This window comes from Streptacidiphilus sp. MAP12-20, assembly GCF_041262525.1.
Classification (GTDB): Bacteria; Actinomycetota; Actinomycetes; order Streptomycetales; family Streptomycetaceae; genus Streptacidiphilus.
Window position 1 is genome coordinate 47,563 of sequence record NZ_JBGCCK010000012.1, and the last position, 22,058, is coordinate 69,620.

Sequence of the window (22,058 nt, forward strand, 5' to 3'; positions counted from 1 at the left end):
GCTGCCGGAGCATGCCGGTGCCCGTACCGGGTCGCGCTCGGGGCAGCTCGCCGGTACGGGCGTTCGGGTGCTCCGCCGAACCGGCCGGAGACGACTCTCACGCTGCCCCTCGCGACACCGTTCGGCGAGCCCGGCGCGGCCGAACGAGTCACCGGCTGTCTCAGGACGCGTATCAGAGAGTGATATGGGAGCACGTCCTTTTCTCCCGCTCACTAGACTTGACAACGTGATTTCTCGAATCGACCTCCGCAGCTCCATCGACGACCCGCGTAGCGTCCTGCCGCGCGCCGAGCTCGACGTCGAGGCCGCCCTTGAGAAGGTGCGGCCGATCTGCGAGGACGTGCACCATCGTGGCGTCGAGGCGCTGATCGAGATCACGGAGCGTTTCGACGGGGTTCGACTGACCGACATCCGGGTTCCCAAGGCTGCCATCACCGGCGCCCTGGAGATGCTGGACCCCGCCGTCCGGGCCGCGCTGGAGGAGTCGATCCGCCGCGCCCGCCTGGTCCACCGCGCGCAGCGCCGCACCGATCACATCACCCAGGTCGTCCCCGGCGGCACGGTCACCGAGCGCTGGGTCCCGGTCGAGCGGGTGGGCCTGTACGTGCCCGGCGGTCTGGCCGTCTACCCCTCGTCGGTCGTCATGAACGTCGTGCCCGCGCAGGAGGCCGGAGTCGCCTCGCTCGCGGTGACCTCGCCGCCGCAGAAAGAGTTCGGGGGCCTTCCGCACCCGACCATCCTGGCCGCGTGCGCGCTGCTCGGCGTCGACGAGGTCTACGCGGTCGGCGGCGCGCAGGCCGTGGCGATGTTCGCCTTTGGTGCGGGAGAGTGCCGTCCCGTCAACCTGGTGACCGGCCCCGGCAACATCTGGGTCGCCGCAGCCAAGCGCTTGCTCAAGGGCCGGATCGGCATCGACGCCGAGGCCGGACCGACCGAGATCGCGATCCTCGCCGACGCGAGCGCCGACCCGCGCCACGTCGCCGCCGACATGATCAGCCAGGCCGAGCACGACCCGATGGCCGCCGCCGTCCTGGTCACCGACTCGGTCGAGCTGGCCGAGGCCGTCGAGCGTGAGCTGCCGCAGCAGGTCGCCGCGACCAAGCACAGCGAGCGGATCACCACGGCGCTGGCCGGACGGCAGTCCGGCATCGTGCTGGTGCGCGACCTCGAACAGGGCCTGGAGATCGTCAACGCCTACGCGGCCGAGCACCTGGAGATCCAGACCGCCGACGCCGAGGCGGTCGCCGCACGCGTGATCAACGCGGGTGCGGTCTTCGTCGGCCCCTGGGCGCCCGTCTCGCTGGGCGACTACGCGGCCGGTTCCAACCACGTCCTGCCGACCGGCGGCTGCGCCTGCCACTCCTCCGGACTCTCCGTCCAGTCCTTCCTGCGCGGCATCCATGTGGTGGCCTACGACCGCGACGCGCTGGCCGACGTGGCCGGCCATGTGGTCACGCTCGCCAACGCAGAGGACCTTCCGGGCCACGGAGACGCGATCCGGGCCCGCTTCGACTGGACGGTGCCCAACCAGTGACTGATGACCTGAAGATCGACGACCTTCCCATCCGCGACGAGCTCAAGGGCAAGTCGCCGTACGGCGCGCCGCAGCTCGACGTGCCGGTGCTGCTGAACACCAACGAGAACCCGTACCAACTGCCCGAGGAGCTCGTCGCCAGGATCGGCGAGCGGGTCTCGGAGGCGGCGCGGAACCTGAACCGCTACCCCGACCGAGACGCGGTCGAGCTGCGCACCGCGCTGGCGGCATACCTGTCCCGCTCCACCGGACAGACCGTCAGCATGCAGCAGGTCTGGGCCGCCAACGGCTCCAACGAGGTCATCCAGCAGCTGCTCCAGACCTTCGGCGGCCCCGGCCGCACCGCGCTCGGCTTCTCGCCGACGTACCAGATGCACGACCTGATCTCGCGTGGCACCGGCACCGGCTGGATCGAAGGCCCGCGGAACGCGGACTTCACGATCGACGTCGAGGCCGCCGAGGCGACGCTCGCCGCCGAGCGTCCGGACGTGCTCTTCATCTGCTCGCCGAACAACCCCACCGGGACGGCCGTCGCCCGCGAGACCGTCGAGCGGCTCTACGACGCCGCGCAGGCGGTCAAGCCGATGCTGGTCATCGTCGACGAGGCCTACGTCGAGTTCTCGCACCGGCCCTCGCTGCTGGAGCTGCTGGACGGCCGCCCGCTGCTGGTCGTCACCCGGACCATGTCCAAGGCCTTCGGCGCGGCCGGCCTGCGCCTCGGCTACCTGGTCGCCGCGCCCGCCGTCGTCGACGCCGTGCAGCTGGTCCGGCTGCCGTACCACCTCTCCGCGGTGACCCAAGCGACGGCGCTGGCCGCGCTGGAGTTCACCGACGTCCTGCTCGGCTACGTCGACCGGCTCAAGGCCGAACGGGACCGCATCGTCACCGAGCTGCGCGCGATGGGCCTCGAGGTCACCGACTCCGACGCCAACTTCGTCCAGTTCGGCCGCTTCGAGGACACCCAGGCGGTCTGGCAGTCGATCCTGGCCCAGGGCGTGCTGGTACGCGACAACGGCGTGCCCGGCCGGCTCCGGGTCACGGCAGGCACCCCCGCCGAGAACGACGCCTTCCTCGACGCCGTCCGCAATGCCCTCAAGGAGTCCTGAGTACATGTCCCGCAGCGACCAGCACCGCATCGGCCGCGTCGAGCGCACCACCAAGGAGACCTCCGTCAAGGTCGAGATAGACCTCGACGGAACCGGCAAGACCGATATCTCCACCGGCGTCGGCTTCTACGACCACATGCTCGACCAGCTCGGCCGCCACGGCTTCTTCGACCTCACCATCAAGACCGACGGCGACCTGCACATCGACACCCACCACACCATCGAGGACACCTCGCTGGCGCTGGGCGCGGCCTTCCGGCAGGCGCTGGGCGACAAGGTCGGCATTCGCCGCTTCGCCGACGCGTCCGTCCCGCTGGACGAATCGCTCGCCCAGGTGACCGTCGACCTCTCCGGCCGCCCCTACCTGGTGCACACCGAGCCCGAGGGCATGGCGCCGATGATCGGCTCCTACGACACCACCATGACCCGGCACATCCTGGAGTCCTTCGTGGCCCAGGCGCAGATCGCTCTCCACGTCCACGTACCGTATGGACGCAATGCCCACCACATTGTCGAGTGCCAGTTCAAGGCACTCGCCCGGGCGCTGCGGTACGCCAGCGAGCTGGACCCGCGCGCCGCGGGGATCATTCCCTCGACCAAGGGCGCGCTGTGAGCACGATTGCCTTTCTGCTGATTTTCCTCGGACTCTTCCTGGGCGGCGGCGCCTACTCCTTCTGGAAGCAGAAGCTTCCCAAGGGCGTGGTCGTGCTGCTCGCGATCTGTTCCGCGATGTGCCTCGCCGCAGGCCTCCTGCGCATCTGACCCGTTCTGACCCGGAAGGGACGTACGCCATGACCGCCAAGAGCGTGGTCGTCCTCGACTACGGCTCCGGCAACGTCCGCTCCGCGCAGCGCGCTCTCGAGCGCGTCGGCGCGGAGGCCGTCATCACCTCCGACTTCCAGCTGGCCCTCGACGCGGACGGCCTGTTGGTCCCCGGCGTCGGGGCCTTCGCCGCCTGCATGGAGGGCCTGAAGGCCGTCAAGGGCGACCGGCTGATCGGCCGCCGCCTGGCCGGCGGCCGCCCGGTGCTGGGCATCTGCGTCGGGATGCAGATCCTCTTCGCCCACGGCGTCGAGCACGGCGTCGAGACCGAGGGCTGCGACGAGTGGCCCGGCACGGTCGAGCCGCTCCGCGCCCCGGTCGTGCCGCACATGGGTTGGAACACCGTCAAGCCCGCCGAGGGCACGGTCCTCTTCGCCGGCCTGCCCGAGGACGCGCGGTACTACTTCGTGCACTCCTACGCGGTCCGTCACTGGGAGCTGCCGCCGATCGAGCAGTTGCGCCCGCCGAAGGTCACCTGGGCCGAGCACGGCGAGCCCTTCGTCGCGGCCGTGGAGAACGGACCGCTCTCCGCCACGCAGTTCCACCCCGAGAAGTCCGGCGACGCCGGCGCCGCCCTCCTCAAGAACTGGATCGACACGCTGTGAGCACTGATCGGCTGACGCTTCTGCCCGCCGTCGACGTCCGCGACGGCCAGGCCGTGCGCCTGGTCAAGGGCGCGTCCGGCTCGGAGACCTCCTACGGCGAGCCCCTGGCCGCCGCGCTCGCCTGGCAGCAGGCCGGGGCCGAGTGGATCCACCTGGTCGACCTCGACGCCGCCTTCGGCACCGGCGACAACCGCGCGCTGCTGGCCGAGGTCACCGGCCGACTCGACGTCAAGGTCGAGCTCTCCGGCGGCATCCGCGACGACCAGTCGCTGCGCGCGGCGCTCGCCACCGGCTGCGCCCGGGTCAACCTCGGCACCGCCGCGCTGGAGTCCCCGGAGTGGGTCGCCAAGGTCATCGCCGAGTTCGGCGATCGCATCGCCGTCGGCCTCGACGTGGTCGGCACCACGCTGCGCGGCCGGGGCTGGACCAGCGAGGGCGGCGACCTCTACGAGGCGCTGGCCCGCCTCGACACCGAGGGCTGCGCCCGCTACGTCGTCACCGACGTCGACAAGGACGGCACGCTCACGGGTCCCAACCTCGAACTGCTGCGCAACGTCTGCGCCGCGACCGACCGGGCGGTCGTCGCCTCGGGCGGCGTGTCCTCGCTGCAGGATCTGCGTGACATCGCGACGCTGGTGCCCCAGGGTGTGGAGGGTGCGATTGTGGGCAAGGCCCTCTACGCGCAGGCGTTCACGCTCGAAGAGGCGCTGGCGGCAGTGTCCTGAGCGGGAGACCCACCGACGGAGGTCACGGGATGACGCAGGATCGGCGGCACGTGGGCGGGTACTCCCCCTGGGAGGACCAGTACGGATTCGCACGTGCCGTCGCGATAGGGGACTTCGTCTTCGTCTCCGGCTGCACCGCCTGGGACGACGGCTCGGTCCGGTTCGAGGGTTCCCCCTACGACCAGACCGTCGCCGCCTTCGGCGTCGCGCTGGACGCGATCTCCCGTTTCGGTCTCTCCCGCGCGGACATCGTCCGCACCCGGCTCTACGTCACGCACGCGCGTGACACGGACGAGGTGGGCCGGGCCCACCGGGACATCCTCGGCGAGGTCCGTCCCGCCTGCACGATGGTCGTCATCAGCGCCCTGGTCGACTCGCGGATGTCGGTCGAGGTCGAGGTGGACGCGTACAAGAAGAATTTGGAGCTCCCGACATGACCCTCGCGGTCCGCGTGATCCCCTGCCTGGACGTCGACGCCGGGCGGGTGGTGAAGGGCGTCAACTTCCAGAACCTGCGCGACGCGGGCGACCCGGTCGAGCTGGCCAAGCTCTACGACGCCCAGGGCGCAGACGAACTGACCTTCCTGGACATCACCGCCTCGTCGGGCGACCGGGAGACGACCTACGACATCGTGCGGCGGACCGCCGAGCAGGTCTTCATCCCGCTGACGGTCGGCGGCGGCGTGCGCACGGTCGACGACGTGGACAAGCTGCTGCGCGCGGGCGCGGACAAGGTGGGCGTCAACACCGCAGCCATCGCCCGTCCCGAGCTGATCCGCGAGATCGCCCAGCGCTTCGGCCGCCAGGTGCTCGTCCTCTCCGTCGACGCGCGCCGCACGCAGGAGGGCACCGAGACTGCCTCCGGCTTCGAGGTCACCACGCATGGCGGTCGCACCGGCACCGGCATCGACGCGGTGGAGTGGGCCGAGCGCGCGGCGGAGCTCGGCGCGGGCGAGATCCTGCTCAACTCCATGGACGCGGACGGCACCAAGGACGGCTACGACCTGGAGCTGATCACCGCCGTCCGCAAGTCGGTCACCGTCCCCGTCATCGCCAGCGGCGGCGCGGGCAAGCTCGCCGACTTCGCCCCCGCCGTCTCCGCCGGCGCGGACGCGGTCCTGGCGGCGAGCGTCTTTCACTTCGGCGACCTGACGATCGCCGAAGTGAAGGAGTCCCTGCGCGAGTCGGGCCACCCGGTCCGGCTCTGACGGACGGTCACGCGAGTTCGCGGCCGCCGGCCTCGCGGGCGGCCCGCTCCACGCGGTCGCGGTAGTCCTCCCACCACGACGCGTCGCCCTCGGGCATGTTGTCGTTGCCACGACGGATGCCGGCCGCTCCGTCGAGGAGCTCCCTGAGGATGTCGGCGTGGCCGGCGTGCCGCTGGGTCTCGGCGGTCACGTGCACGAGGATCTGGTGCAGCGTCACCTCGCGCCGCTCCTCCGACCACCACCACACCTCGCCGCGGGCGTCGAGATCGAGGGCCTCGATCGTGGCGTCCGCGTGCTTCCAGGCCTGCTGGTAGAGGCCGACGATCTGTTCGCGCGACTCGTCGGCGGTGGCCCACAGGTCCTCGTTCGGCTCGGCGTCGGCCGTGAAGGCGGACGGCACCGGACCCTCCCAGAACGGGCGGGCGAAGACTTCGCCGAAGTAGCCCAGTTCCACGCCCGCGAGGTGCTTGACCAGCCCCAGCAGGTTGGTGCCTGTCGGCGTCATCGGGCGTCGCATGTCGTACTCGGAGAGCCCGTCGAGCTTCCACACCATGGCGTCACGGGCGGCTTGGAGATAGCGGAGCAGGACGGCCTTCGGCTTCGAATCGATCATGCCGACACTCTGCCAGACGGCGCACGGCCCTGACCGATGATCGGACTGGTCACGCTGTATCGGTCGCCGCGTCTTCGTTGACCCGTCGGTAACATCGCTCCATACTGGCCGGTAACCTAGGAGGTGGCGGGCTTGAGTGGGCCATGGAGCGCGCTGCCCAGGTCGCTGGCGACAGAACTGCGCAAGGAGCAGCCGACTATCGCGGCGGAGATCATCGGGGAGATCAGGCGCCAGGTGCCCGAATTCTCGCGGCCGCTCGCAGGTAAGTTCGGCGCCGGAATTCAGCACGGCGTGGAGACCGCACTCGCAGAATTCACCGACCTCATCGAGGGCGCCCGGCCCGAGAATCCCGCACGCCTGCGCGTCTACCGCGCGCTCGGTCGTGGCGAACTCGCCGAGGGCCGCAGCCTCGACGCGCTGCAGGCCGCCTACCGGCTCGGCGCGCGCGTCGCCTGGCGCCGCTACGCACGGGCCGCCCGCCGGGTGGGACTGGGCACCGAGCAGCTCGTCGTGCTCGCCGAGGCGATCTTCGCGCACATCGACGAGCTCGCCGCCGCCTCCGTTCAGGGCTACGTCCGGGCGCAGGCCGACAAGGCCGGCACGCTCGGCCGCTCCCGCTCACAGCTGATCGGGCTGCTCGAACGCGGCGCGCGCCGCCCCGACCTGGAGGCCGCCGCCACGCTCGCCGACTGGCCGCTGCCATGGGACCTGTGCGCCGTCGCGCTCGCGCCGGACGAACCGCCGCCGGGCCCACCCCGTCCCACCGAGCCGCGAAGACGTGGCCTGCCCGATCTGGTCCTCGCCGAACTCGACGGCCCCGAGCCTTTCATGATCGTGCCCGAGCCCTCGCTCTACCTGCGCGACGGCCAGGTCCGTGCACTGCTGGAGCAGCGCCGGGCCGTCGTCGGTCCCGTCGTGCCGCCGGAGCAGGCGGGCGACTCGCTGCGCTGGGCCCGCGCCCTGCGCGCCCGACTGGAGGCCAGGCATCCCGAGGGCTGGAAGGAGCCCGTCGACTGCGAGCGCCGCCTGGCGGACCTGCTGCTCCTCGCCGACCCGGTCCTGGTCCGGCTGATCTCCGCCCGCCGCCTGCGCGCGTTGGAGGGCCTGACGCCGAAACAGCGACACCGCCTCGGCGAGACGCTGCTCGCCTGGCTCCAGACCAACCGCGGCAGCGCACCCGACGTGGCCGCCTGCCTCGGCATCCATCCGCAGACGGCGCGTCAGCGGCTGCACCAGCTGCAGCGCCTCTTCGGCCCTGCGCTCGGGGACGCCGATGCCCGCTTCGAGCTCGAGATCGCCCTCAGAGGCCGAACTTCACCGCCATGACCTGCGCGATCGCGTCCTCGGGCCCTTCGAACTCCACTGTCGCGTGGGCCTGCCGGCCCATGGCGAACAGCAGCAGTTCGCCCGGCTGCCCGGTGACCGTCACCACCGGCGTGCCCTTGCGGGCCACCGCCGTCTGGCCGTCCGGGCGGCGCAGCACCAGGCCGACCGGCGAACGCCGGCCGTTGATCCTGGCCATCGCGGCCAGCCGCTTCCACAGCGCCTCGCTCAACTCCTGGTCCAGGACCCTGGGTGACCAGTCCTGCTGGGCGCGCCGCACGTCCTCGCCGTGGACGAAGAACTCGACGGTGTTCCCCGCGTCCTCCGCGCCCGGCAGCCGGAACGGCGAGTAGGCGGGCGGCCCCACCTTGATCGCCTCGACCAGCTCCGAGTAGGGCTTGGTGACATACTCGGCCTGAACCCGTGCGAGCCGCGCGGCGAGCGGCTTCAACAGAATCCCGCCGGCCGCGTCCGGCCGGCGCTCGCGCACGACGACGTGCGCGGCGAGATCCGCGGTCGTCCAGCCCTCGCACAGCGTCGGCGCCTCGGGGCCGACGCTCTCCAGCAGATCCGCCAGCAGCAGGCGCTCACGGCGTCCCAGATTCGACATGCGGCCAAGCGTACGGCGCGGTGCCCGGCAGGGACACAAGGCCGGGGCTGGCAGGATGGGTTCATGAGCATCGTCAAGATCAACGCACTCACCGTTTCCTCGGAGATGGCCGAGACCCTGGAGAAGCGCTTCGCCGCGCGGGCCGGCGCGGTGGAGAACTCCGACGGCTTCGAGTGGTTCGAGCTGCTGCGCCCCCTGGAGGGAACCGACCAGTACCTGGTCTACACGCGCTGGCGCAGTGAGGAGGACTTCCAGGCGTGGATGTCCGGCTCGATGCAGGCCGCGCACGGGGGCGGCGGCGCCGCTGGCGGGGAGGGCGGCGGCGCGCCGAAGCCGGCCGCGTCCGGATCGACGCTGTGGTCCTTCGAGGTGGTCCAGCAGGCCGGACCGAAGGGCTGATCCTCCGATACGACGCCGGCGGCGCTCCACCCAGGTGGGTGGAGCGCCGCGGACGTGACGCGGTGCCTGCCTAACTGAGGGTGAAGTCGTCCGCGTAGACGTTGGCCTGTGCGTACCAGCCGTGGACGAAGACGGTGACGGTGCCGCTGCTGCCGGTGCTGAAGCTCACCGTCAGCTGGTTCCAACTGCTGCTGCTGGACCAGGTGCTGGCGCTGGCTCCGCCGCTGACGCCGATGTAGGCGTAGGGGCCCTGGACCCAGCCGGTCAGGGTGTAGCTGTGGTTGGGGGCGAGGGTGACCGTCTGGTCGCACTCGCCGGTGGTGCTGGAGCTGGGCGTGACCTGGAGGGCGTGGCTGCCGGAGTGGACCGGGCTGCTGACCACGGAGCTGCCGGACTGGCAGGTCCAGGGGGCGAGGCTGCCGGTCTCGAATCCGGCGTTGGTGAGCGAGCCGCCGCCGCCCCCGCCCCCGCCGCCGCTGGTGGTGACGGTGAGGGAGTAGGTGGCGGTGTGGCTGCCGGTGGTCGCGGCTCCGGTGACGGTGATCGGGTAGGTGCCCGCCGCGACGGCGGAACCGACGGTCGCGGTCAGCGTGGAACTGCTGCCGGAGTTCACCGAGGCAGGACTGAACGAGACGCTGACCCCGGAGGGCGCGCCGGAGGCGGAGAGGCTGACGCTCTCGGCGCTGCCGGCGGTGACGCCCGTGGAGACGGTCGCGGTGGCGGAGCCGCCCTGCGCGACGGAGGCGGAGCCCGGTGACACCGTCAACGAGAAGTCGCTGGTGCCGCCACCGCCCCCACCCCCGCCGCCCGAGCTGCCCTCGTACGGGACGAACGCGTCCGTGAAGGCGAGGCTGTTCTGGCTGATCTCGCTGCAGGTCGACAGCGAGTTCGCGCTGCCGCTGCACGGCTGGTCCCGGTCGACGGACCAGAACGCGAGTCGGCCCACGCTGTTCTGAGCGGCGAAGCTCTCGACAGTGTGGGCGTCGGCCAGGGTGAAGGTCGAGCCGTCGTCGTTCTTACCGATCATCGGGGTGATGCCGAGGTTGGCATAGGTGTAGCCGGGGTCGACGGACTGCATCTGCGCGAGCGTGGCCTGCGCGGCGGAGACCGCGCCCTGGCCCATCTCGGTGCCGGTGCCCGCGTAGTAGTCCATGGTCATGATGTTGACCACGTCGATCCTGATGCCGGCGTTCTTGGCGGCCTTGAGGACGTTCACACCGTCGTTGGTGAGACCGCTGGTCAGCACCGGCATCGTCATGGAGAACCGCAGGTTGGGGTTGCTCGCCTTGAGGTCCTTCATCGCCTGCATCTGGCGCGCCGCCGCGGCGGTGTCCGCGATGGCCGCGCCCTCGATGTCGAAGTCGAGCTGGGTGACGCCGTAGTCGTTGATGATGGCCTGGTAGCCGGCGTCGATGCTGCTCTGCGTGGAGCAGGTCCAGGCGAGCGCCTCGCCGCTCGCGCCGCCGGAGGAGATGATGACCGAGGCGCCCTCGGCCTTGGCCTTGGCGATCTCCGGGTCGGTGTAGGAGTCGGCGCCGATGGGGAGCGTGTCGCCCCAGATCTGGTTGCAGCCCTCTCCGAGGACGAAGGCGGCGGTGTAGGCCTTGAGTTGATGTCCGGTGATGGCGGTGTCGAGCAGGCCTTCCTGACCGTTCGACATGTCGACGTAGGGGGCGACGGAGTAGACGCTGGTCGCTGCGGCGCTGCTGGTGGGGGCCAGCGTGCCGACCGCGCCGGCGGTCGCGAGCGCGAGTGCGCAGGCGGAGGCGGCAAATCGTGCCACGTGCATGACAGTGATCCCTTCCGGGATGCCCGTCGGGCGTGGGGGATGTGGGGGCGTGTTGTTCCGCTCAGGCCTGGCGTTGGTAGATACCAAACAGCGTGGGCGGGTCCGCGTCAAGAGGACTAGACCAAATTGCCGCGAGCGCGCGCCGCTAGCGCGCCAGCGGCGCGAGCAGCTTCTGCGATCCCAGATAACTACCGCCGGACAGTGCGCAGGTGACGGTGTGTCGGCCGCCGTGCTGGTAGTCCGCGAAGCTCGGGTAGAGCTCGTAGTACTGAAGCTTCTTGATGCTCTGCTTGCGGTAAGCGGCGGCGTCCAGCGGCTGACAGAGAGTCAGGGACTGGTGCACGACGGCGGCGTAGTCGGCGAGCCCGTCCGGCAGGGTGGCCAGCTGGACCACTTCGGCGTCGTGCGGATCGGTGCAGGCGCGCTTGGTCAGCACCTTCAGACTGCGGGTGAACGCGGGGGAGTCGAAACAGTCGCCGGGTTGCAGCGAGATGTAGGCGAAGGTGTTCGGCAGGGTGGGCGTGGGGCTGGGCTTGGGCGTCGGCGTGGTCGAAGCCGTGGGCGAGGGCGCGGTCTTCGCGACCGCCTTCGGCGGTTTCTCCTGCAGGGCGAGCACCAACACCAGCACGACTGCCGCGATCACGCCGATCAACGTCGCCGCAAGCGCGATCCGCGACTCCCGCAGCTTCCGCAACCCCCCACCGATCCCCATGCGCCCCAGCATGCCCGCTGCGACGCGCACGCGACAGACCACGTTCAACAGGACTGGTCCGCGAGCGCACCGCCCAGCGCACCGACTCCACCCACGTGCCGGCTGCGGTGCGAGACCTGACCCTGCCCGGTCACCTGCACCCGCCTGAATGCTCGTAGGATCCCCGGTATGCCACTGCGACCGGTTCAGGTGAACATCAAGGCCCTCGACGACTCGGCGATCGGCCGGTTCTGGGCGGGGGCGCTCGGCTGGAGCGTTTCCAGCGAGGGCCCCGGCGTGACCAATGTCGAACCCGGCGGCGGCTTCGTGTGGCCGGACCCGGCGGCCGTCTGCGTCGATGTCGTTGCCGTCCCGGAGCCCAAGACGGTCACGAAGAACCGTGTGCATCTCGATCTCGCCACGACCTCTGCGGCCCACCAGGCTGAGTTGGTCGCGCGCCTGCAAGCTCTCGGCGCGAGGCCCGCGGACGTGGGCCAGGGCGACGTGCCGTGGACGGTGCTGGCCGACCCCGAGGGCAATGAGTTCTGCGTGTTGGAGCCTCGGGAGGTCTATCGGGACACCGGGCCGATCGCCGCGGTGGTGGTCGACTGCGTGGATCCGCGGGAGATGGCGCGGTTCTGGGGCGAAACGCTGGACTGGACCCTGCACGAGGCGACCGACGACTACGCGACGTTCCGCTCCGCCCAGGGAGTCGGCCCGTACCTGGAGTTCATTCGCAGGCCCGCCGTGAAGACCGTTCCGGACCGCGTCCATCTCGACCTGCTGCCCTACCCCGGTGACGACAAGTCGGCGGAGGTGGCCCGGTTGCGAGCCCTTGGCGCCACCGACCTCGACCTCGGCCAGGGCGACGTCCCGTGGACGTGCCTGGTGGACCCGGATGGCCATGAGTTCTGTGTCCTCGCGCCCCGTCCCGACCCGCGGCCCTGACGACGCTCTCCGCCGTCACCGTCCCGCCGAGCGCGGGTCACGGCGACGTCGTCGCCGTTGCCGCCACGGTCGGCGAGGCACCCGTGTAGGTGAGGTACAGCTCCGGGGATTCCGACGCCGGGTACGCCGGGTACGAGCCGCCGATGGACACGTAGAACCCGTTGAGAAGCGGGGCCGTCCGAACCGACTCCGTGTCGGCCTTCAGCAGCAGCCCGTGCTCGGATCCCGGGTCGCGAATCCAGTCGCGCACGGCCGCAGTCGCGTCGAAGTCGCTGCGCCCGTTGCTCGGATCGAACGCCGACACGCGCCCGCTGGGGGCCGTGTAGTCACCTCCCGGACGGGCCCACGTGGTTCCGGCCGAGGCCCTGTTCCACGTCACGTGGGCGCCGGTGAAGGAACGGCTCAACGTGTACAAGGTGCACTGATCCGGATAGTTCCCGCCGCTGGTGCGCCACACGCTCAGGTGCGCCTCGACCACGGCCGCGCCCCTGGGCAGCGCGGCGAGCGGGCCGAAGCCGAAGACCAGGCGGGTGATGCCGAGACCGAGGTCCTCGTCGGGGCCGATTTCCAGCTGCTTCGAGGAGCGTTGGGCCAGCACCGTGTTCGCGACGGCGTTCGGCTGTCCGGAGGCGATCGTATCGGCCGCGGCAGCCTGGATCGCGAGCTCTGTTCGGCCCGGCATGGGGAGTTGCACGAGCAGGGGCGGGCCCTGAATGAGCTTTCCCGCTCTGGTCCGCACGCCGATGAGGTAGTTGTAGATCCCGTCGTGCGGGCCGGTCCGGGCGGGTGCGCCGGTGTCGACGAAGCTGGTCCTGTCGCTGCGGACGGTGCCCACCAGCTCGCCGGGCGACTGGGCGAGGTCCTGGTTGGGCGTGCTCCGGTAGACCTCGTACCGCGCTACGTCGTAAGGGGCGTCGCCGGTGGTGTTCACGTACGCGGACCAGGTCAGCGCGGCTCCTGTGGCGTTGATGACGCTCGGCTGGTTCGCGACGACGCCTGCAGGCACGGCCTTCCACTGTGGGACGGGCGGTGGCGTCCGGTAGGGCGCGGGGGAGGCCGCCGTTGTGGCCACGATCGGGCCGCCGAGAGGTGCCGAGGTCTGCTGGGAGGAGGTGAACACCGACAGGAGCGCGCCGGCGAGAATGAAGTAGAGGCCGTAGGCGAACAGGCTCACGGTGCTCATCGCCAGCGCGGTGATCCCCGCACCGAACTGGGTGCGCCGGGCCAACGCCCCGTTCGCCGCCGCCGCCGTGCCACCGACGAAGCCGCCGACCGCGCCGCCCATTCCGATCAGCGGCAGCGGCGCCAGCACCAGCACGGCCTGCCACCACGAAAGCCCCGCCACCAGCGCGCCGATCCCTCTGCGCCGTCGTGCACCACCGACTGCCTTGTTGTCTCCCGAAGTTGCCCGCATGCCCACCCCAAGGCCAGATCTCTCGCGCATACAGAACCCCTCCGCATGCGCACGGCGCGCCGGAACCTACCAAGCCCCACGGACACCGCGCCACTCGCCCCGGCCGGGCGCACGGACCGGTCGGACGCGACACACCCAACGCGAGCATCGGCTCCGACCTAGGTGAGGTGATGGCAACTACCCTTCGTTCCTATAGTTCTGACTCGTAGTGGGCCAACATGGCTCGGATCGTCGTCGCCAGCATCGCGCGGAGCTCCGGTGGGTCCAGGACTTCAAGGTCCGGGCCGAACGCCAGGTACTCGCGGCAGGCGTGTTCGACGGATTCGATCGGCAGGACCGCGCGGGTCCAGCCGTCCGGCTCGAGCGTGCCCGTCTCGGCGAGGGCCCGTGCCGCCGAGCCCGTGACGCGCGGGACCGCGGCCGGCGCCAGCCGGACCGTCGCGTCCGCCCGGTGGAGGCGGCCGTGGAAGTCCGCCTGATAGAGCTGCCACCACCCGGCCAGGTCGAAATCCGTCGGCGGCGTGAAGGACTCCTCGCCGGCTTCGAGTGCGAGGATCTGGTCCACCCGGAACGCGTAAGGACCCGGCCCCGCCACGACGTACCAGCGGCCCGCCTTCAGTACCAGCCCGTACGGCTCCCAGCGCCGCTCGACATCGGTCGGCTCCTTCCAGCGGCGGTAACGCACCCGCAGGACGCGCGAGTTCCACACCGCGTCGGCGACCTCCGCCAGGAACGGCGTCTCGTCGCGCTCCGCGTACCAGCCCGCCGCGTCCAGGTGGAACCGCTCCTGTACTCGGCCGGCCTGTTCCGCCAGCGCGGCCGGCAGCGCCGCCCGTACCTTCCGTTGCGCGGCCGCCAGCACCGACCCCAGTCCCAACTCCGCCGCCGGCCCCGGCAGGCCGGAGAGGAACAACGCCTCCGCCTCGCCCGGGTGGAGCCCGGTCAGCCGGGTCCGATAGCCGTCGAGCAGCCGGTAGCCGCCGCGGTGCCCGGCGTCCCCGTACAGCGGGATGCCCGCGCCGTGCAGGGACTCGACGTCGCGGTAGATCGTCCGGACCGAGACCTCCAGCTCCTCCGCGAGCTGGGCTGCGGTCAGCCGCCCGCTGTTCTGGAGCAGCAGGATGATCGAGACGAGTCGGCCGGCGCGCATGCTTGGCACAATAGGTGCCATGTCCAGCTCTCCTGCCCTCCCGAACACCACCGCCCTCGATCCCGCCGTCGCGGCGCGACTCAAGCGCGACGCGCACGGGCTCGTCCCCGCCATCGCCCAGCAGTACGACACGGGCGAGGTGCTGATGATGGGCTGGATGGACGACGAGGCCCTGCACCGCACCCTCACCACCGGCCGCTGCACCTACTGGAGCCGCAGCCGCGCCGAGTACTGGGTCAAGGGCGACACCTCCGGCCACCTGCAGCTCGTCAAGTCCGTCGCCCTCGACTGCGACGGCGACACCGTGCTGGTCAAGGTCGACCAGGTCGGCGCCGCCTGCCACACCGGCGACCGCACCTGCTTCGACGCCGGACAGCTCCTGATCACAGGCTCCTGAGCCGGTACGCTTCCGGGGCATGACCAGCGGTAGCGTCACCCCCGACCTCGACACCTTCCGGAAGCTCGCCGTGGACCGCCGGGTGATCCCGGTGACCAGGCGCCTGCTCGCCGACGGGGACACGCCCGTCGGCGTCTACCGCAAGCTCGCGGGGGAGCGGCCGAACACCTTCCTGCTGGAGAGCGCCGAACAGGGCCGCCACTGGTCGCGCTACTCCTTCGTCGGCGTCCGCAGCAGCGCCTCGCTGACCGTCGACGCGGACGGCAACGCCTGCTGGATCGGCACGCCGCCCGTCGGCGTGCCGACCGAGGGCGACCCGCTCCAGGTGCTGCGCGCCACGATCGAGGCGCTGCGCGGGCCGCGCGACCTGCATCGCGGCGGGGAGCTGCCGCCGTTCACCGGCGGGCTGGTCGGCTACCTCGGCTACGACATCGTCCGCCGCCTGGAGAAACTGCCCACGCTGGCCCCGGACGACCTCGGCCTGCCCGAGCTGACCATGCTCTTCGCCGACGACCTCGCCGTGCTGGACCACACCGACGGCTCCGTCCTGCTGATCGCCAATGCCGTGAACCGCGACGACCGGCCCACCGGCGTCGACGCCGCCTACGCCGACGCGGTGGCCCGCCTCGACGCGATGACCGCCGACCTCGCCGAGCCGACCGAGGCGGGCGCGGCCACGCTCTCCCCGGTCGCGGCCGTCGACGCCGTCTCGCCCTTCGGCGGCGCGCCCTACCGCGCGGCCGTCGAGGCCGTGAAGGAGAAGATCCGCGCGGGCGAGGCCTTCCAGGTCGTGCCCTCGCAGCGCTTCGAGGTCGACTGCCCGGCCTCCGCCCTCGACGTCTATCGCGTTCTGCGCACGACCAACCCCAGCCCGTACATGTATCTCTTCCGCTTCGCCGCCTCGGGCCCGGAGGGGAAGCCCTTCGACGTGGTCGGCTCCAGCCCCGAGGCGCTGGTCAAGGTCGAGGACGGCGAGGCGATGGTGCACCCGATCGCCGGGACCAGGCCGCGCGGCGCGACGCCGGAGCAGGACGCCGACCTCGCCGCCGAACTGCTGGCCGACCCGAAGGAGCGCGCCGAGCACCTGATGCTCGTCGACCTCGGCCGCAACGACCTGGGCCGGGTCTGCGCCCCGGGCAGCGTCGAGGTCGTCGACTTCATGACGGTCGAGCGCTACAGCCACGTCATGCACATCGTCTCGACGGTGACCGGCAAGGTCGCCGCCGACCGCACCGCCTTCGACGTGCTGACCGCCTGCTTCCCGGCCGGCACGCTCTCCGGAGCGCCCAAGCCGCGCGCCATGCAGATCATCGAGGAGCTGGAGCCGACCAGGCGTGGCCTCTACGGGGGCTGCGTCGGCTACTTCGACTTCGCCGGCGACTCCGACACCGCGATCGCCATCCGCACCGCGCTGATCCGCGACGGCCGCGCCTACGTGCAGGCGGGCGCGGGCGTCGTCGCGGACTCGGACCCGGAGAGCGAGGACACCGAGTGCCGCAACAAGGCCGCGGCCGTGCTGCGCGCGATCGCCTCGGCGGCGACCCTGCGTCCGGCCGGGGCGGCGCCGCAGGGCACACTGGAACGGTGAACCCCGAACAGCCCGTCGCCGAGCCCGCTGCCGCCGAGCGCGCTGCCGCCGAGCGCGCTGCCGCTGAGCCTGCTGCCGCTGAAGAGCCCGCCGTCGCGCAGCCTGCCGCGTCCCGGACGAAGGCGGACCGCCGCAGCCTGGCGGCGACCCTGCTTCTCTCGGTGCTGGGCGCGGCCCTGCTGCTGGTCGCGGCCGGACAGAGCTGGGTCAGCGGCCAGGTCCAGGCGCAGGGCGTGACCAGGTCGCTCAGCGCGAGCGGCAGCCAGGTCACCGCGCTGCCGGGCGCGATGGCGCTGGTCGGTCTCGCTTCGGTCGTCGCGGTCTTCGCGGTGCGCGGCAAGGCGCGCGCGCTGCTCGGCGCGCTCGTCGCGCTGGCGGGCGCGGGCGCGGCCTACGCGGCCATGGCGGCGGCGCTCGGCTCGGGCAGCCGCGCGCTGGACGAGAAGGCTGCTCGCTCGGTCGGCCTGGCCGACATGCACGCGGGCGCGGTGACGCACTCCGCCTGGCCCTGGCTGGCCGCCCTCGGCGGCGTGCTGCTGGCGGCAGCCGGGCTGCTGACGGTCGTGAAGGGACGCGCCTGGCCGGGCATGTCCGCCCGCTACGACGCACCGACCGGTGGCGCGGAGAAGGCGGGTCCACGGCGCGCCGCACGGCCTGCGGTGACGCAGACACCGGCAGATCTTTGGAAGGCTCTGGACCGGGGCGAGGACCCCACTGCGAGTTGACCTCGGCAATACGGGACAATGGACCAGATGAGCTCTCCCGCGCGGGGGAGGCCTAGAACTAGGAGCAGTAATGTCGGCTAACGCCCACGGACACACCACCGCCGCCTGGACCGGCGTCACGGTTTCCTTCCTCGGCTTCATGCTGGCTGGCGTGGCGATGGTCATGCCCAGCCCCGTCCTCGTCGCCGTCGGCCTGGTCCTCTCGGCCGCCGGCGCCGTCGTCGGCAAGCTGATGTCCGCCGCGGGCTTCGGCAAGAAGCCGGCCGCGCACCCGGTTTCCGTCACCAAGGAGACGGTGACCTCGGGCGCCTCGGTCTGAGTTCACTCCGGACCGAGTTCACTTGAGTCCGAGTTCGATTTTCTCGACGGCGGCTGTGTCCCTGCCGGATCCGTCGCCGTGCTCGGATGAGAATCGGGGCATGACCGCTCCTGCCTCCGTCCCTGCGTCCCGATCGCGCGGACGGGGGCTCGCCGCGCCCCTGGCGCTGCTCGGCGCGACCGCCGTTGCCACGGCGTACGTCGGCGCCGTCGACCCGAACCGGCCCGGCCACTATCCGGTCTGCCCGTTCCTGCGGCTGACCGGCTGGTGGTGCCCCGCCTGCGGCGGCCTGCGCGCCGTCCACGCGCTCACCCGCGGAGACCTGGCCGGGGCCCTGCACGACAACTCACTCGGCGTCGCCGGCTGCGCGTTCCTGGCGGGCTTCTGGGCGCTCGGTGCGGTCCGCGCCGCGCGCGGACTGCCGCGTCCCGGGGTGCGGTTGGGCCGTCCGGGGATCTTCCTCGTCCTCGCCGTCGTGGTCGCCTTCACCATCCTGCGCAACCTTCCCACCGGCGCGTTTCTCGCGCCGTGAGCAGCGGCGACCTGTCCGGCCAGCGAGACCGGGCAGCTCTCGATGCGGGGTCTGTGTAGTCGGACGGATACCATCGAGCCAGGTCATCGAACACTGGAATCCGACGTATGTCGGAGGCCGAGGCAAGCCGGAGCAGTCCGACCCGACGAATGGGGGCCCCCGAGTGAGCGTGCTCGACGAGATCATCGCCGGAGTCCGAGAGGACCTCGCCGAGCGTCAGTCGCGGGTATCGCTGGACGAGCTCAAGGAGCTGGCAGCGAAGGCCCCCGAGGCGAAGGACGGCGTGGCCGCACTCGGCGGCGAGGGCGTCGCGGTCATCTGCGAGGTCAAGCGTTCCAGCCCGTCCAAGGGCGCGCTGGCCGCGATCGCGGACCCGGCCGCGCTGGCGGCGGACTACGCGGCGGGCGGCGCGGCGGCGATCTCCGTGCTGACCGAGGAGCGGCGCTTCGGCGGCTCCCTGGCCGACCTCAAGGCCGTCCGCGCGGCGGTGGACACCCCGGTGCTGCGCAAGGACTTCATCGTCACCGCCTATCAGCTGTGGGAGGCCCGCGCGTACGGCGCCGACCTGGCCCTGCTGATCGTGGCCGCGCTGGACCAGCCCGCGCTGATCTCGCTCATCGAGCGCGCCGAGTCGATCGGACTGACCCCGCTGGTGGAGGTCCACGACGAGGAGGAGATCGCCCGCGCGGTCGACGCGGGGGCGCGGATCATCGGTGTGAACGCGCGGAACCTCAAGACCCTCGAGGTCGACCGCAACACGTTCGCCAACGTGGCGCAGGCGATCCCGTCCGGGATCGTCAGCGTCGCCGAGTCCGGCGTCCGCGGCCCCCACGACCTCATCGCCTACGCGAACGCGGGCGCGGACGCGGTCCTGGTCGGCGAATCCCTGGTCACCGGCAAGGACCCCAAGTCCGCCGTCGCCGACCTCGTCGCCGCGGGCGCGCACCCCGCCCTCCGGCACGGACGGTAACTCTTCGCACGCGAGGTAGTCGCACTCACCTGTAGGGGCGCAGGGAACTGCGCGAGAAACCACCCGGTGCGGATGGCCCTGCGCGTTGAGGACCATCCGCACAGGGTGGCTTGTCGCGCAGTTCCCCGCGCCCCTGAGGTGTTGCAACTGACCCGTCTGTAAGCAGTTCCCCGCGCCCGCAGCAGTGTGCATCTAACGCTAGGATCACTCGTGTGAGTCCCGAGACCATCAAGCAGCCCGGCTACGCCGGCCTCCAGCGCGGCTGCAAGCCGCGCGGCTGCCGTGCGCCCGCCCGGCGGGTCTTGGGGCGCCGCGTGCGCTACGTCATCGGCGCGGAGCCGGGCCAGGTGCCGGGCCGCCGATGGCAGCGGGGGACGCGAGTCACCGCGCGGCGCTGAGCCTCCTCAGCGTGAGCGCGTGGCTCCGTGCATCCTGCCCACGTCAGCTCACATCCCCAAGGGAACACCCATGTCCGACGTGACATCCTTCCCCGACGCGCGCGGTTATTTCGGCGCGTACGGCGGACGCTTCATCCCGGAGGCGCTGGTCGCCGCCGTCGAACAGGTCGCCGACGAGTACGAGAAGGCCAAGGCCGACCCCGCCTTCGCCGCCGAGCTCGCCGCCCTGCTGAAGGACTACACCGGCCGTCCCAGCCCGCTCACCGACGTTCACCGCTTCTCCGCGGAGGCCGGCGGCGCTCGCATCCTGCTCAAGCGCGAGGACCTGAACCACACCGGCTCGCACAAGATCAACAACGTGCTGGGCCAGGCGCTGCTCACCAAGCGGATGGGCAAGAACCGCCTGATCGCCGAGACCGGCGCCGGCCAGCACGGCGTCGCCACCGCGACCGCCGCGGCGCTCTTCGGCATGGACTGCACGATCTACATGGGCGAGGTCGACACCCAGCGTCAGGCGCTGAACGTCGCTCGGATGCGCATGCTCGGCGCCGAGGTCGTACCGGTGAAGTCGGGCAGCCGCACACTCAAGGACGCCATCAACGAGGCGTTCCGTGACTGGGTCGCGAACGTCGACTCCACGCACTACCTCTTCGGTACCGTCGCCGGGCCGCACCCCTTCCCGATGATGGTCCGTGACTTCCACCGGGTCATCGGCCAGGAGGCCAGGGTCCAGGTGCAGGAGCGGGTCGGCCGGCTGCCCGACGCGGTCGTGGCCTGCGTCGGCGGCGGATCGAACGCGATCGGCGCGTTCTACGACTTCATCCCGGACGCGGCCGTGCGCCTGATCGGGATCGAGGCGGCCGGCGAGGGCGTCGAGACGCCCAGGCACGCCGCCACGCTCACCAAGGGCGACCCGGGCGTGCTGCACGGTTCGCGCACCTACGTGCTGCAGGACGAGGACGGCCAGACGATCGAGTCGCACTCGATCTCCGCCGGACTGGACTACCCGGGCGTCGGCCCGGAGCACGCCTTCCTCAAGGACGTCGGGCGCGCCGAGTACCGGCCGTGCACGGACGCCGACGCGATGGCCGCGCTGCTGCTGCTCTCCCGCACCGAGGGCATCATCCCGGCGATCGAGAGCTCCCACGCGCTCGCGGGCGCGCTGGAGCTGGGCCGCGAGCTGGGCCCGGACGCGGTGATCCTGGTCAACCTCTCCGGCCGCGGGGACAAGGACATGCACACCGCCGCCGAGTACTTCGGTCTGCTCGACGACAACAGCGCCACCGGGGGTACCAAGTGACGAACGCATCGCTGACCGAGACCCTCGCCGCCGCCAAGGCCGAGAATCGCGCCGCGCTGATCAGCTACCTGCCGGCCGGCTTCCCTTCGATCGCGGGCGCGGCGCAGGCCGTGCAGGCCGTGATCGACGGCGGCGCGGACGTCGTCGAGATCGGCCTGCCGCACAGCGACCCGGTGCTCGACGGCCCGACGATCCAGACCGCGGACGACATCGCGCTGCGCGCCGGCATCCGTACCAAGGACGTGCTGGCGACGGTGCGCGAGGTGACGACCGCCAACCCGACCGTCCCGGTGCTGGTCATGACGTACTGGAACCCGGTCGACCACTACGGCCAGGCGCGCTTCGCCGCGGACCTTGCGGCGGCGGGCGGAGCGGGCTGCATCCTGCCGGACCTGCCGGTCGAGGAGTCCGAGGAGTGGCTGGCAGCTGCTGAGGCCAACGGGCTGGCGACGGTCTTCGTCGTCGCGCCGTCCAGCCAGGACCAGCGGCTGGCCCTGATCACCGCCAAGGGCACGGGCTTCGTCTACGCGGCGGCGGTCATGGGGGTCACCGGTACCCGCGCGCAGGTGGGTTCGTTGGCCGAGGACCTCGTGGCCAGGACCCGCGCCACGACCGATCTGCCGGTCTGCGTCGGCCTCGGCGTCTCCAACGCCGAGCAGGCGGCGGAGGTCGCGGCCTTCGCGGACGGGGTGATCGTCGGATCGGCCTTCGTGCAGCGCATCCTTGACGCGCCGTCGGAGCAGGCCGGCTACGCGGCCGTGCGTGAGCTGGCGGCGGAGCTCGCGCAGGGCGTCCGCAAGCGGTAGGCAGGTGTGGGGAAGAGGGGCGCGGGCTTCGGCTCGCGCCCCTCTTCTGTTCGTTCCGGTGCGATGAAGCCTCACTCGTTTCGGTGA

26 protein-coding genes are annotated in these 22,058 nt (G+C 71.5%); 20 read left to right on the forward strand and 6 right to left on the reverse strand.

Annotated features, from left to right (window positions below; translation table 11 throughout):
* Positions 1–226 precede the first annotated feature (226 nt).
* From hisD to hisF, 8 genes are read left to right on the forward strand one after another with little or no spacing between them, the layout of a single operon-like run.
* A complete protein-coding gene (gene hisD / locus ABIA32_RS17960; RefSeq protein ID WP_370096267.1) occupies positions 227–1,534 on the forward strand; it encodes a histidinol dehydrogenase in 1,308 nt (435 codons plus the stop codon).
* Positions 1,531–2,640: a histidinol-phosphate transaminase gene (locus tag ABIA32_RS17965; RefSeq protein WP_370096269.1), complete on the forward strand. Its 1,110-nt coding sequence runs from the start codon at positions 1,531–1,533 to the stop codon at positions 2,638–2,640. Before hisD ends, ABIA32_RS17965 begins: the two co-directional genes overlap by 4 nt.
* Before the next feature lie 4 nt (positions 2,641–2,644).
* The gene (gene hisB, locus ABIA32_RS17970; protein ID WP_370096271.1) at positions 2,645–3,253 is read left to right on the forward strand and encodes an imidazoleglycerol-phosphate dehydratase HisB; all 609 of its coding nucleotides are present in this window, start codon (positions 2,645–2,647) and stop codon (positions 3,251–3,253) included.
* Positions 3,250–3,402, forward strand: coding sequence for a hypothetical protein (locus ABIA32_RS17975; protein WP_370096273.1), 153 nt, complete (start codon positions 3,250–3,252; stop codon positions 3,400–3,402). Before hisB ends, ABIA32_RS17975 begins: the two co-directional genes overlap by 4 nt.
* Before the next feature lie 29 nt (positions 3,403–3,431).
* The gene (hisH, locus tag ABIA32_RS17980; protein ID WP_370096275.1) at positions 3,432–4,067 is read left to right on the forward strand and encodes an imidazole glycerol phosphate synthase subunit HisH; all 636 of its coding nucleotides are present in this window, start codon (positions 3,432–3,434) and stop codon (positions 4,065–4,067) included.
* Positions 4,064–4,792, forward strand: a complete 729-nt coding sequence (gene priA, locus ABIA32_RS17985; protein WP_370096277.1) for a bifunctional 1-(5-phosphoribosyl)-5-((5-phosphoribosylamino)methylideneamino)imidazole-4-carboxamide isomerase/phosphoribosylanthranilate isomerase PriA — start codon at positions 4,064–4,066, stop codon at positions 4,790–4,792. Before hisH ends, priA begins: the two co-directional genes overlap by 4 nt.
* A 29-nt stretch (positions 4,793–4,821) precedes the next feature.
* On the forward strand, positions 4,822–5,229 hold the full coding sequence (locus ABIA32_RS17990; protein WP_370096279.1) for a RidA family protein: 408 nt from the start codon (positions 4,822–4,824) through the stop codon (positions 5,227–5,229).
* Positions 5,226–5,999, forward strand: a complete 774-nt coding sequence (hisF, locus tag ABIA32_RS17995; protein ID WP_370096280.1) for an imidazole glycerol phosphate synthase subunit HisF — start codon at positions 5,226–5,228, stop codon at positions 5,997–5,999. Before ABIA32_RS17990 ends, hisF begins: the two co-directional genes overlap by 4 nt.
* 7 nt (positions 6,000–6,006) lie before the next feature.
* Here the strand turns inward: hisF and ABIA32_RS18000 are convergent, their stop codons facing one another.
* Positions 6,007–6,612: a DinB family protein gene (locus ABIA32_RS18000; RefSeq protein ID WP_370096281.1), complete on the reverse strand. Its 606-nt coding sequence runs from the start codon at positions 6,610–6,612 to the stop codon at positions 6,007–6,009.
* A gap of 123 nt (positions 6,613–6,735) precedes the next feature.
* On the opposite strand from ABIA32_RS18000, the gene ABIA32_RS18005 reads away from it, so the two are divergent.
* Positions 6,736–7,938 carry a helix-turn-helix domain-containing protein gene (locus ABIA32_RS18005; RefSeq protein WP_370096282.1) on the forward strand — a complete coding sequence of 401 codons (1,203 nt, stop codon included), beginning with the start codon at positions 6,736–6,738 and terminating at the stop codon, positions 7,936–7,938.
* On the opposite strand, the gene ABIA32_RS18010 is transcribed toward ABIA32_RS18005, so the two are convergent.
* Positions 7,913–8,545: a TIGR03085 family metal-binding protein gene (locus tag ABIA32_RS18010; RefSeq protein ID WP_370096284.1), complete on the reverse strand. Its 633-nt coding sequence runs from the start codon at positions 8,543–8,545 to the stop codon at positions 7,913–7,915. The genes ABIA32_RS18005 and ABIA32_RS18010 overlap by 26 nt on opposite strands.
* Positions 8,546–8,608: 63 nt before the next feature.
* Between ABIA32_RS18010 and ABIA32_RS18015 the strand changes: the two genes are divergently transcribed.
* Positions 8,609–8,944: an antibiotic biosynthesis monooxygenase gene (locus ABIA32_RS18015; protein WP_370096286.1), complete on the forward strand. Its 336-nt coding sequence runs from the start codon at positions 8,609–8,611 to the stop codon at positions 8,942–8,944.
* Positions 8,945–9,014: 70 nt separating this feature from the next.
* Here ABIA32_RS18015 and ABIA32_RS18020 read toward each other — a convergent pair whose 3' ends face one another.
* Together ABIA32_RS18020 and ABIA32_RS18025 are read right to left on the reverse strand one after the other, a co-directional pair.
* Positions 9,015–10,733 carry a carbohydrate binding domain-containing protein gene (locus ABIA32_RS18020; RefSeq protein WP_370096288.1) on the reverse strand — a complete coding sequence of 573 codons (1,719 nt, stop codon included), beginning with the start codon at positions 10,731–10,733 and terminating at the stop codon, positions 9,015–9,017.
* A gap of 145 nt (positions 10,734–10,878) precedes the next feature.
* Complete coding sequence (locus ABIA32_RS18025; RefSeq protein ID WP_370096290.1) at positions 10,879–11,445, reverse strand: hypothetical protein; 567 nt, start codon at positions 11,443–11,445, stop codon at positions 10,879–10,881.
* A 168-nt stretch (positions 11,446–11,613) separates the two neighbouring features.
* On the opposite strand from ABIA32_RS18025, the gene ABIA32_RS18030 reads away from it, so the two are divergent.
* Positions 11,614–12,372: a VOC family protein gene (locus tag ABIA32_RS18030; RefSeq protein WP_370096292.1), complete on the forward strand. Its 759-nt coding sequence runs from the start codon at positions 11,614–11,616 to the stop codon at positions 12,370–12,372.
* A 37-nt stretch (positions 12,373–12,409) separates the two neighbouring features.
* On the opposite strand, the gene ABIA32_RS18035 is transcribed toward ABIA32_RS18030, so the two are convergent.
* Together ABIA32_RS18035 and ABIA32_RS18040 are read right to left on the reverse strand one after the other, a co-directional pair.
* The gene (locus ABIA32_RS18035) at positions 12,410–13,717 is read right to left on the reverse strand and encodes a DNRLRE domain-containing protein (protein WP_370096294.1); all 1,308 of its coding nucleotides are present in this window, start codon (positions 13,715–13,717) and stop codon (positions 12,410–12,412) included.
* 259 nt (positions 13,718–13,976) lie between these two features.
* Positions 13,977–14,936 carry a helix-turn-helix transcriptional regulator gene (locus ABIA32_RS18040; RefSeq protein WP_370096296.1) on the reverse strand — a complete coding sequence of 320 codons (960 nt, stop codon included), beginning with the start codon at positions 14,934–14,936 and terminating at the stop codon, positions 13,977–13,979.
* Between the two features lie 19 nt (positions 14,937–14,955).
* Between ABIA32_RS18040 and hisI the strand changes: the two genes are divergently transcribed.
* From hisI to trpA, 9 genes are all read left to right on the forward strand, one after another.
* Complete coding sequence (gene hisI / locus ABIA32_RS18045; protein WP_370096297.1) at positions 14,956–15,333, forward strand: phosphoribosyl-AMP cyclohydrolase; 378 nt, start codon at positions 14,956–14,958, stop codon at positions 15,331–15,333.
* A gap of 19 nt (positions 15,334–15,352) precedes the next feature.
* Entirely contained in the window at positions 15,353–16,921 is a 1,569-nt protein-coding gene (locus tag ABIA32_RS18050; RefSeq protein WP_370096299.1) for an anthranilate synthase component I, read from the forward strand.
* Positions 16,918–17,646: a TIGR02234 family membrane protein gene (locus ABIA32_RS18055; protein WP_370096301.1), complete on the forward strand. Its 729-nt coding sequence runs from the start codon at positions 16,918–16,920 to the stop codon at positions 17,644–17,646. Before ABIA32_RS18050 ends, ABIA32_RS18055 begins: the two co-directional genes overlap by 4 nt.
* 70 nt (positions 17,647–17,716) lie before the next feature.
* A complete protein-coding gene (locus ABIA32_RS18060) occupies positions 17,717–17,965 on the forward strand; it encodes an HGxxPAAW family protein (RefSeq protein ID WP_370096303.1) in 249 nt (82 codons plus the stop codon).
* Positions 17,966–18,065: 100 nt separating this feature from the next.
* Entirely contained in the window at positions 18,066–18,497 is a 432-nt protein-coding gene (locus tag ABIA32_RS18065) for a DUF2752 domain-containing protein (protein WP_370096304.1), read from the forward strand.
* Positions 18,498–18,660: 163 nt separating this feature from the next.
* Complete coding sequence (gene trpC / locus ABIA32_RS18070) at positions 18,661–19,467, forward strand: indole-3-glycerol phosphate synthase TrpC (protein ID WP_370096306.1); 807 nt, start codon at positions 18,661–18,663, stop codon at positions 19,465–19,467.
* A 212-nt stretch (positions 19,468–19,679) separates the two neighbouring features.
* Complete coding sequence (trpM, locus tag ABIA32_RS18075; RefSeq protein ID WP_370096308.1) at positions 19,680–19,865, forward strand: tryptophan biosynthesis modulator TrpM; 186 nt, start codon at positions 19,680–19,682, stop codon at positions 19,863–19,865.
* Between the two features lie 70 nt (positions 19,866–19,935).
* The gene (trpB, locus tag ABIA32_RS18080) at positions 19,936–21,165 is read left to right on the forward strand and encodes a tryptophan synthase subunit beta (protein WP_370096310.1); all 1,230 of its coding nucleotides are present in this window, start codon (positions 19,936–19,938) and stop codon (positions 21,163–21,165) included.
* Positions 21,162–21,971, forward strand: coding sequence for a tryptophan synthase subunit alpha (gene trpA / locus ABIA32_RS18085; protein ID WP_370096312.1), 810 nt, complete (start codon positions 21,162–21,164; stop codon positions 21,969–21,971). Before trpB ends, trpA begins: the two co-directional genes overlap by 4 nt.
* Positions 21,972–22,058: the final 87 nt, after the last annotated feature.

Bases quoted from the DNA above. Each gene is read 5' to 3' on its own strand.
- hisB (WP_370096271.1), top strand. From the start codon at position 2,645: ATGTCCCGCAGCGACCAGCACCGCATCGGCCGCGTCGAGCGCACCACC.
- hisH (WP_370096275.1), top strand. From the start codon at position 3,432: ATGACCGCCAAGAGCGTGGTCGTCCTCGACTACGGCTCCGGCAACGTC.
- ABIA32_RS17990 (WP_370096279.1), top strand. From the start codon at position 4,822: ATGACGCAGGATCGGCGGCACGTGGGCGGGTACTCCCCCTGGGAGGAC.
- hisF (WP_370096280.1), top strand. From the start codon at position 5,226: ATGACCCTCGCGGTCCGCGTGATCCCCTGCCTGGACGTCGACGCCGGG.
- ABIA32_RS18000 (WP_370096281.1), bottom strand. From the start codon at position 6,612: ATGATCGATTCGAAGCCGAAGGCCGTCCTGCTCCGCTATCTCCAAGCC.
- ABIA32_RS18010 (WP_370096284.1), bottom strand. From the start codon at position 8,545: ATGTCGAATCTGGGACGCCGTGAGCGCCTGCTGCTGGCGGATCTGCTG.
- ABIA32_RS18015 (WP_370096286.1), top strand. From the start codon at position 8,609: ATGAGCATCGTCAAGATCAACGCACTCACCGTTTCCTCGGAGATGGCC.
- ABIA32_RS18020 (WP_370096288.1), bottom strand. From the start codon at position 10,733: ATGCACGTGGCACGATTTGCCGCCTCCGCCTGCGCACTCGCGCTCGCG.
- ABIA32_RS18025 (WP_370096290.1), bottom strand. From the start codon at position 11,445: ATGGGGATCGGTGGGGGGTTGCGGAAGCTGCGGGAGTCGCGGATCGCG.
- ABIA32_RS18030 (WP_370096292.1), top strand. From the start codon at position 11,614: ATGCCACTGCGACCGGTTCAGGTGAACATCAAGGCCCTCGACGACTCG.
- ABIA32_RS18040 (WP_370096296.1), bottom strand. From the start codon at position 14,936: ATGCGCGCCGGCCGACTCGTCTCGATCATCCTGCTGCTCCAGAACAGC.
- hisI (WP_370096297.1), top strand. From the start codon at position 14,956: ATGTCCAGCTCTCCTGCCCTCCCGAACACCACCGCCCTCGATCCCGCC.
- ABIA32_RS18050 (WP_370096299.1), top strand. From the start codon at position 15,353: ATGACCAGCGGTAGCGTCACCCCCGACCTCGACACCTTCCGGAAGCTC.
- ABIA32_RS18060 (WP_370096303.1), top strand. From the start codon at position 17,717: ATGTCGGCTAACGCCCACGGACACACCACCGCCGCCTGGACCGGCGTC.
- ABIA32_RS18065 (WP_370096304.1), top strand. From the start codon at position 18,066: ATGACCGCTCCTGCCTCCGTCCCTGCGTCCCGATCGCGCGGACGGGGG.
- trpB (WP_370096310.1), top strand. From the start codon at position 19,936: ATGTCCGACGTGACATCCTTCCCCGACGCGCGCGGTTATTTCGGCGCG.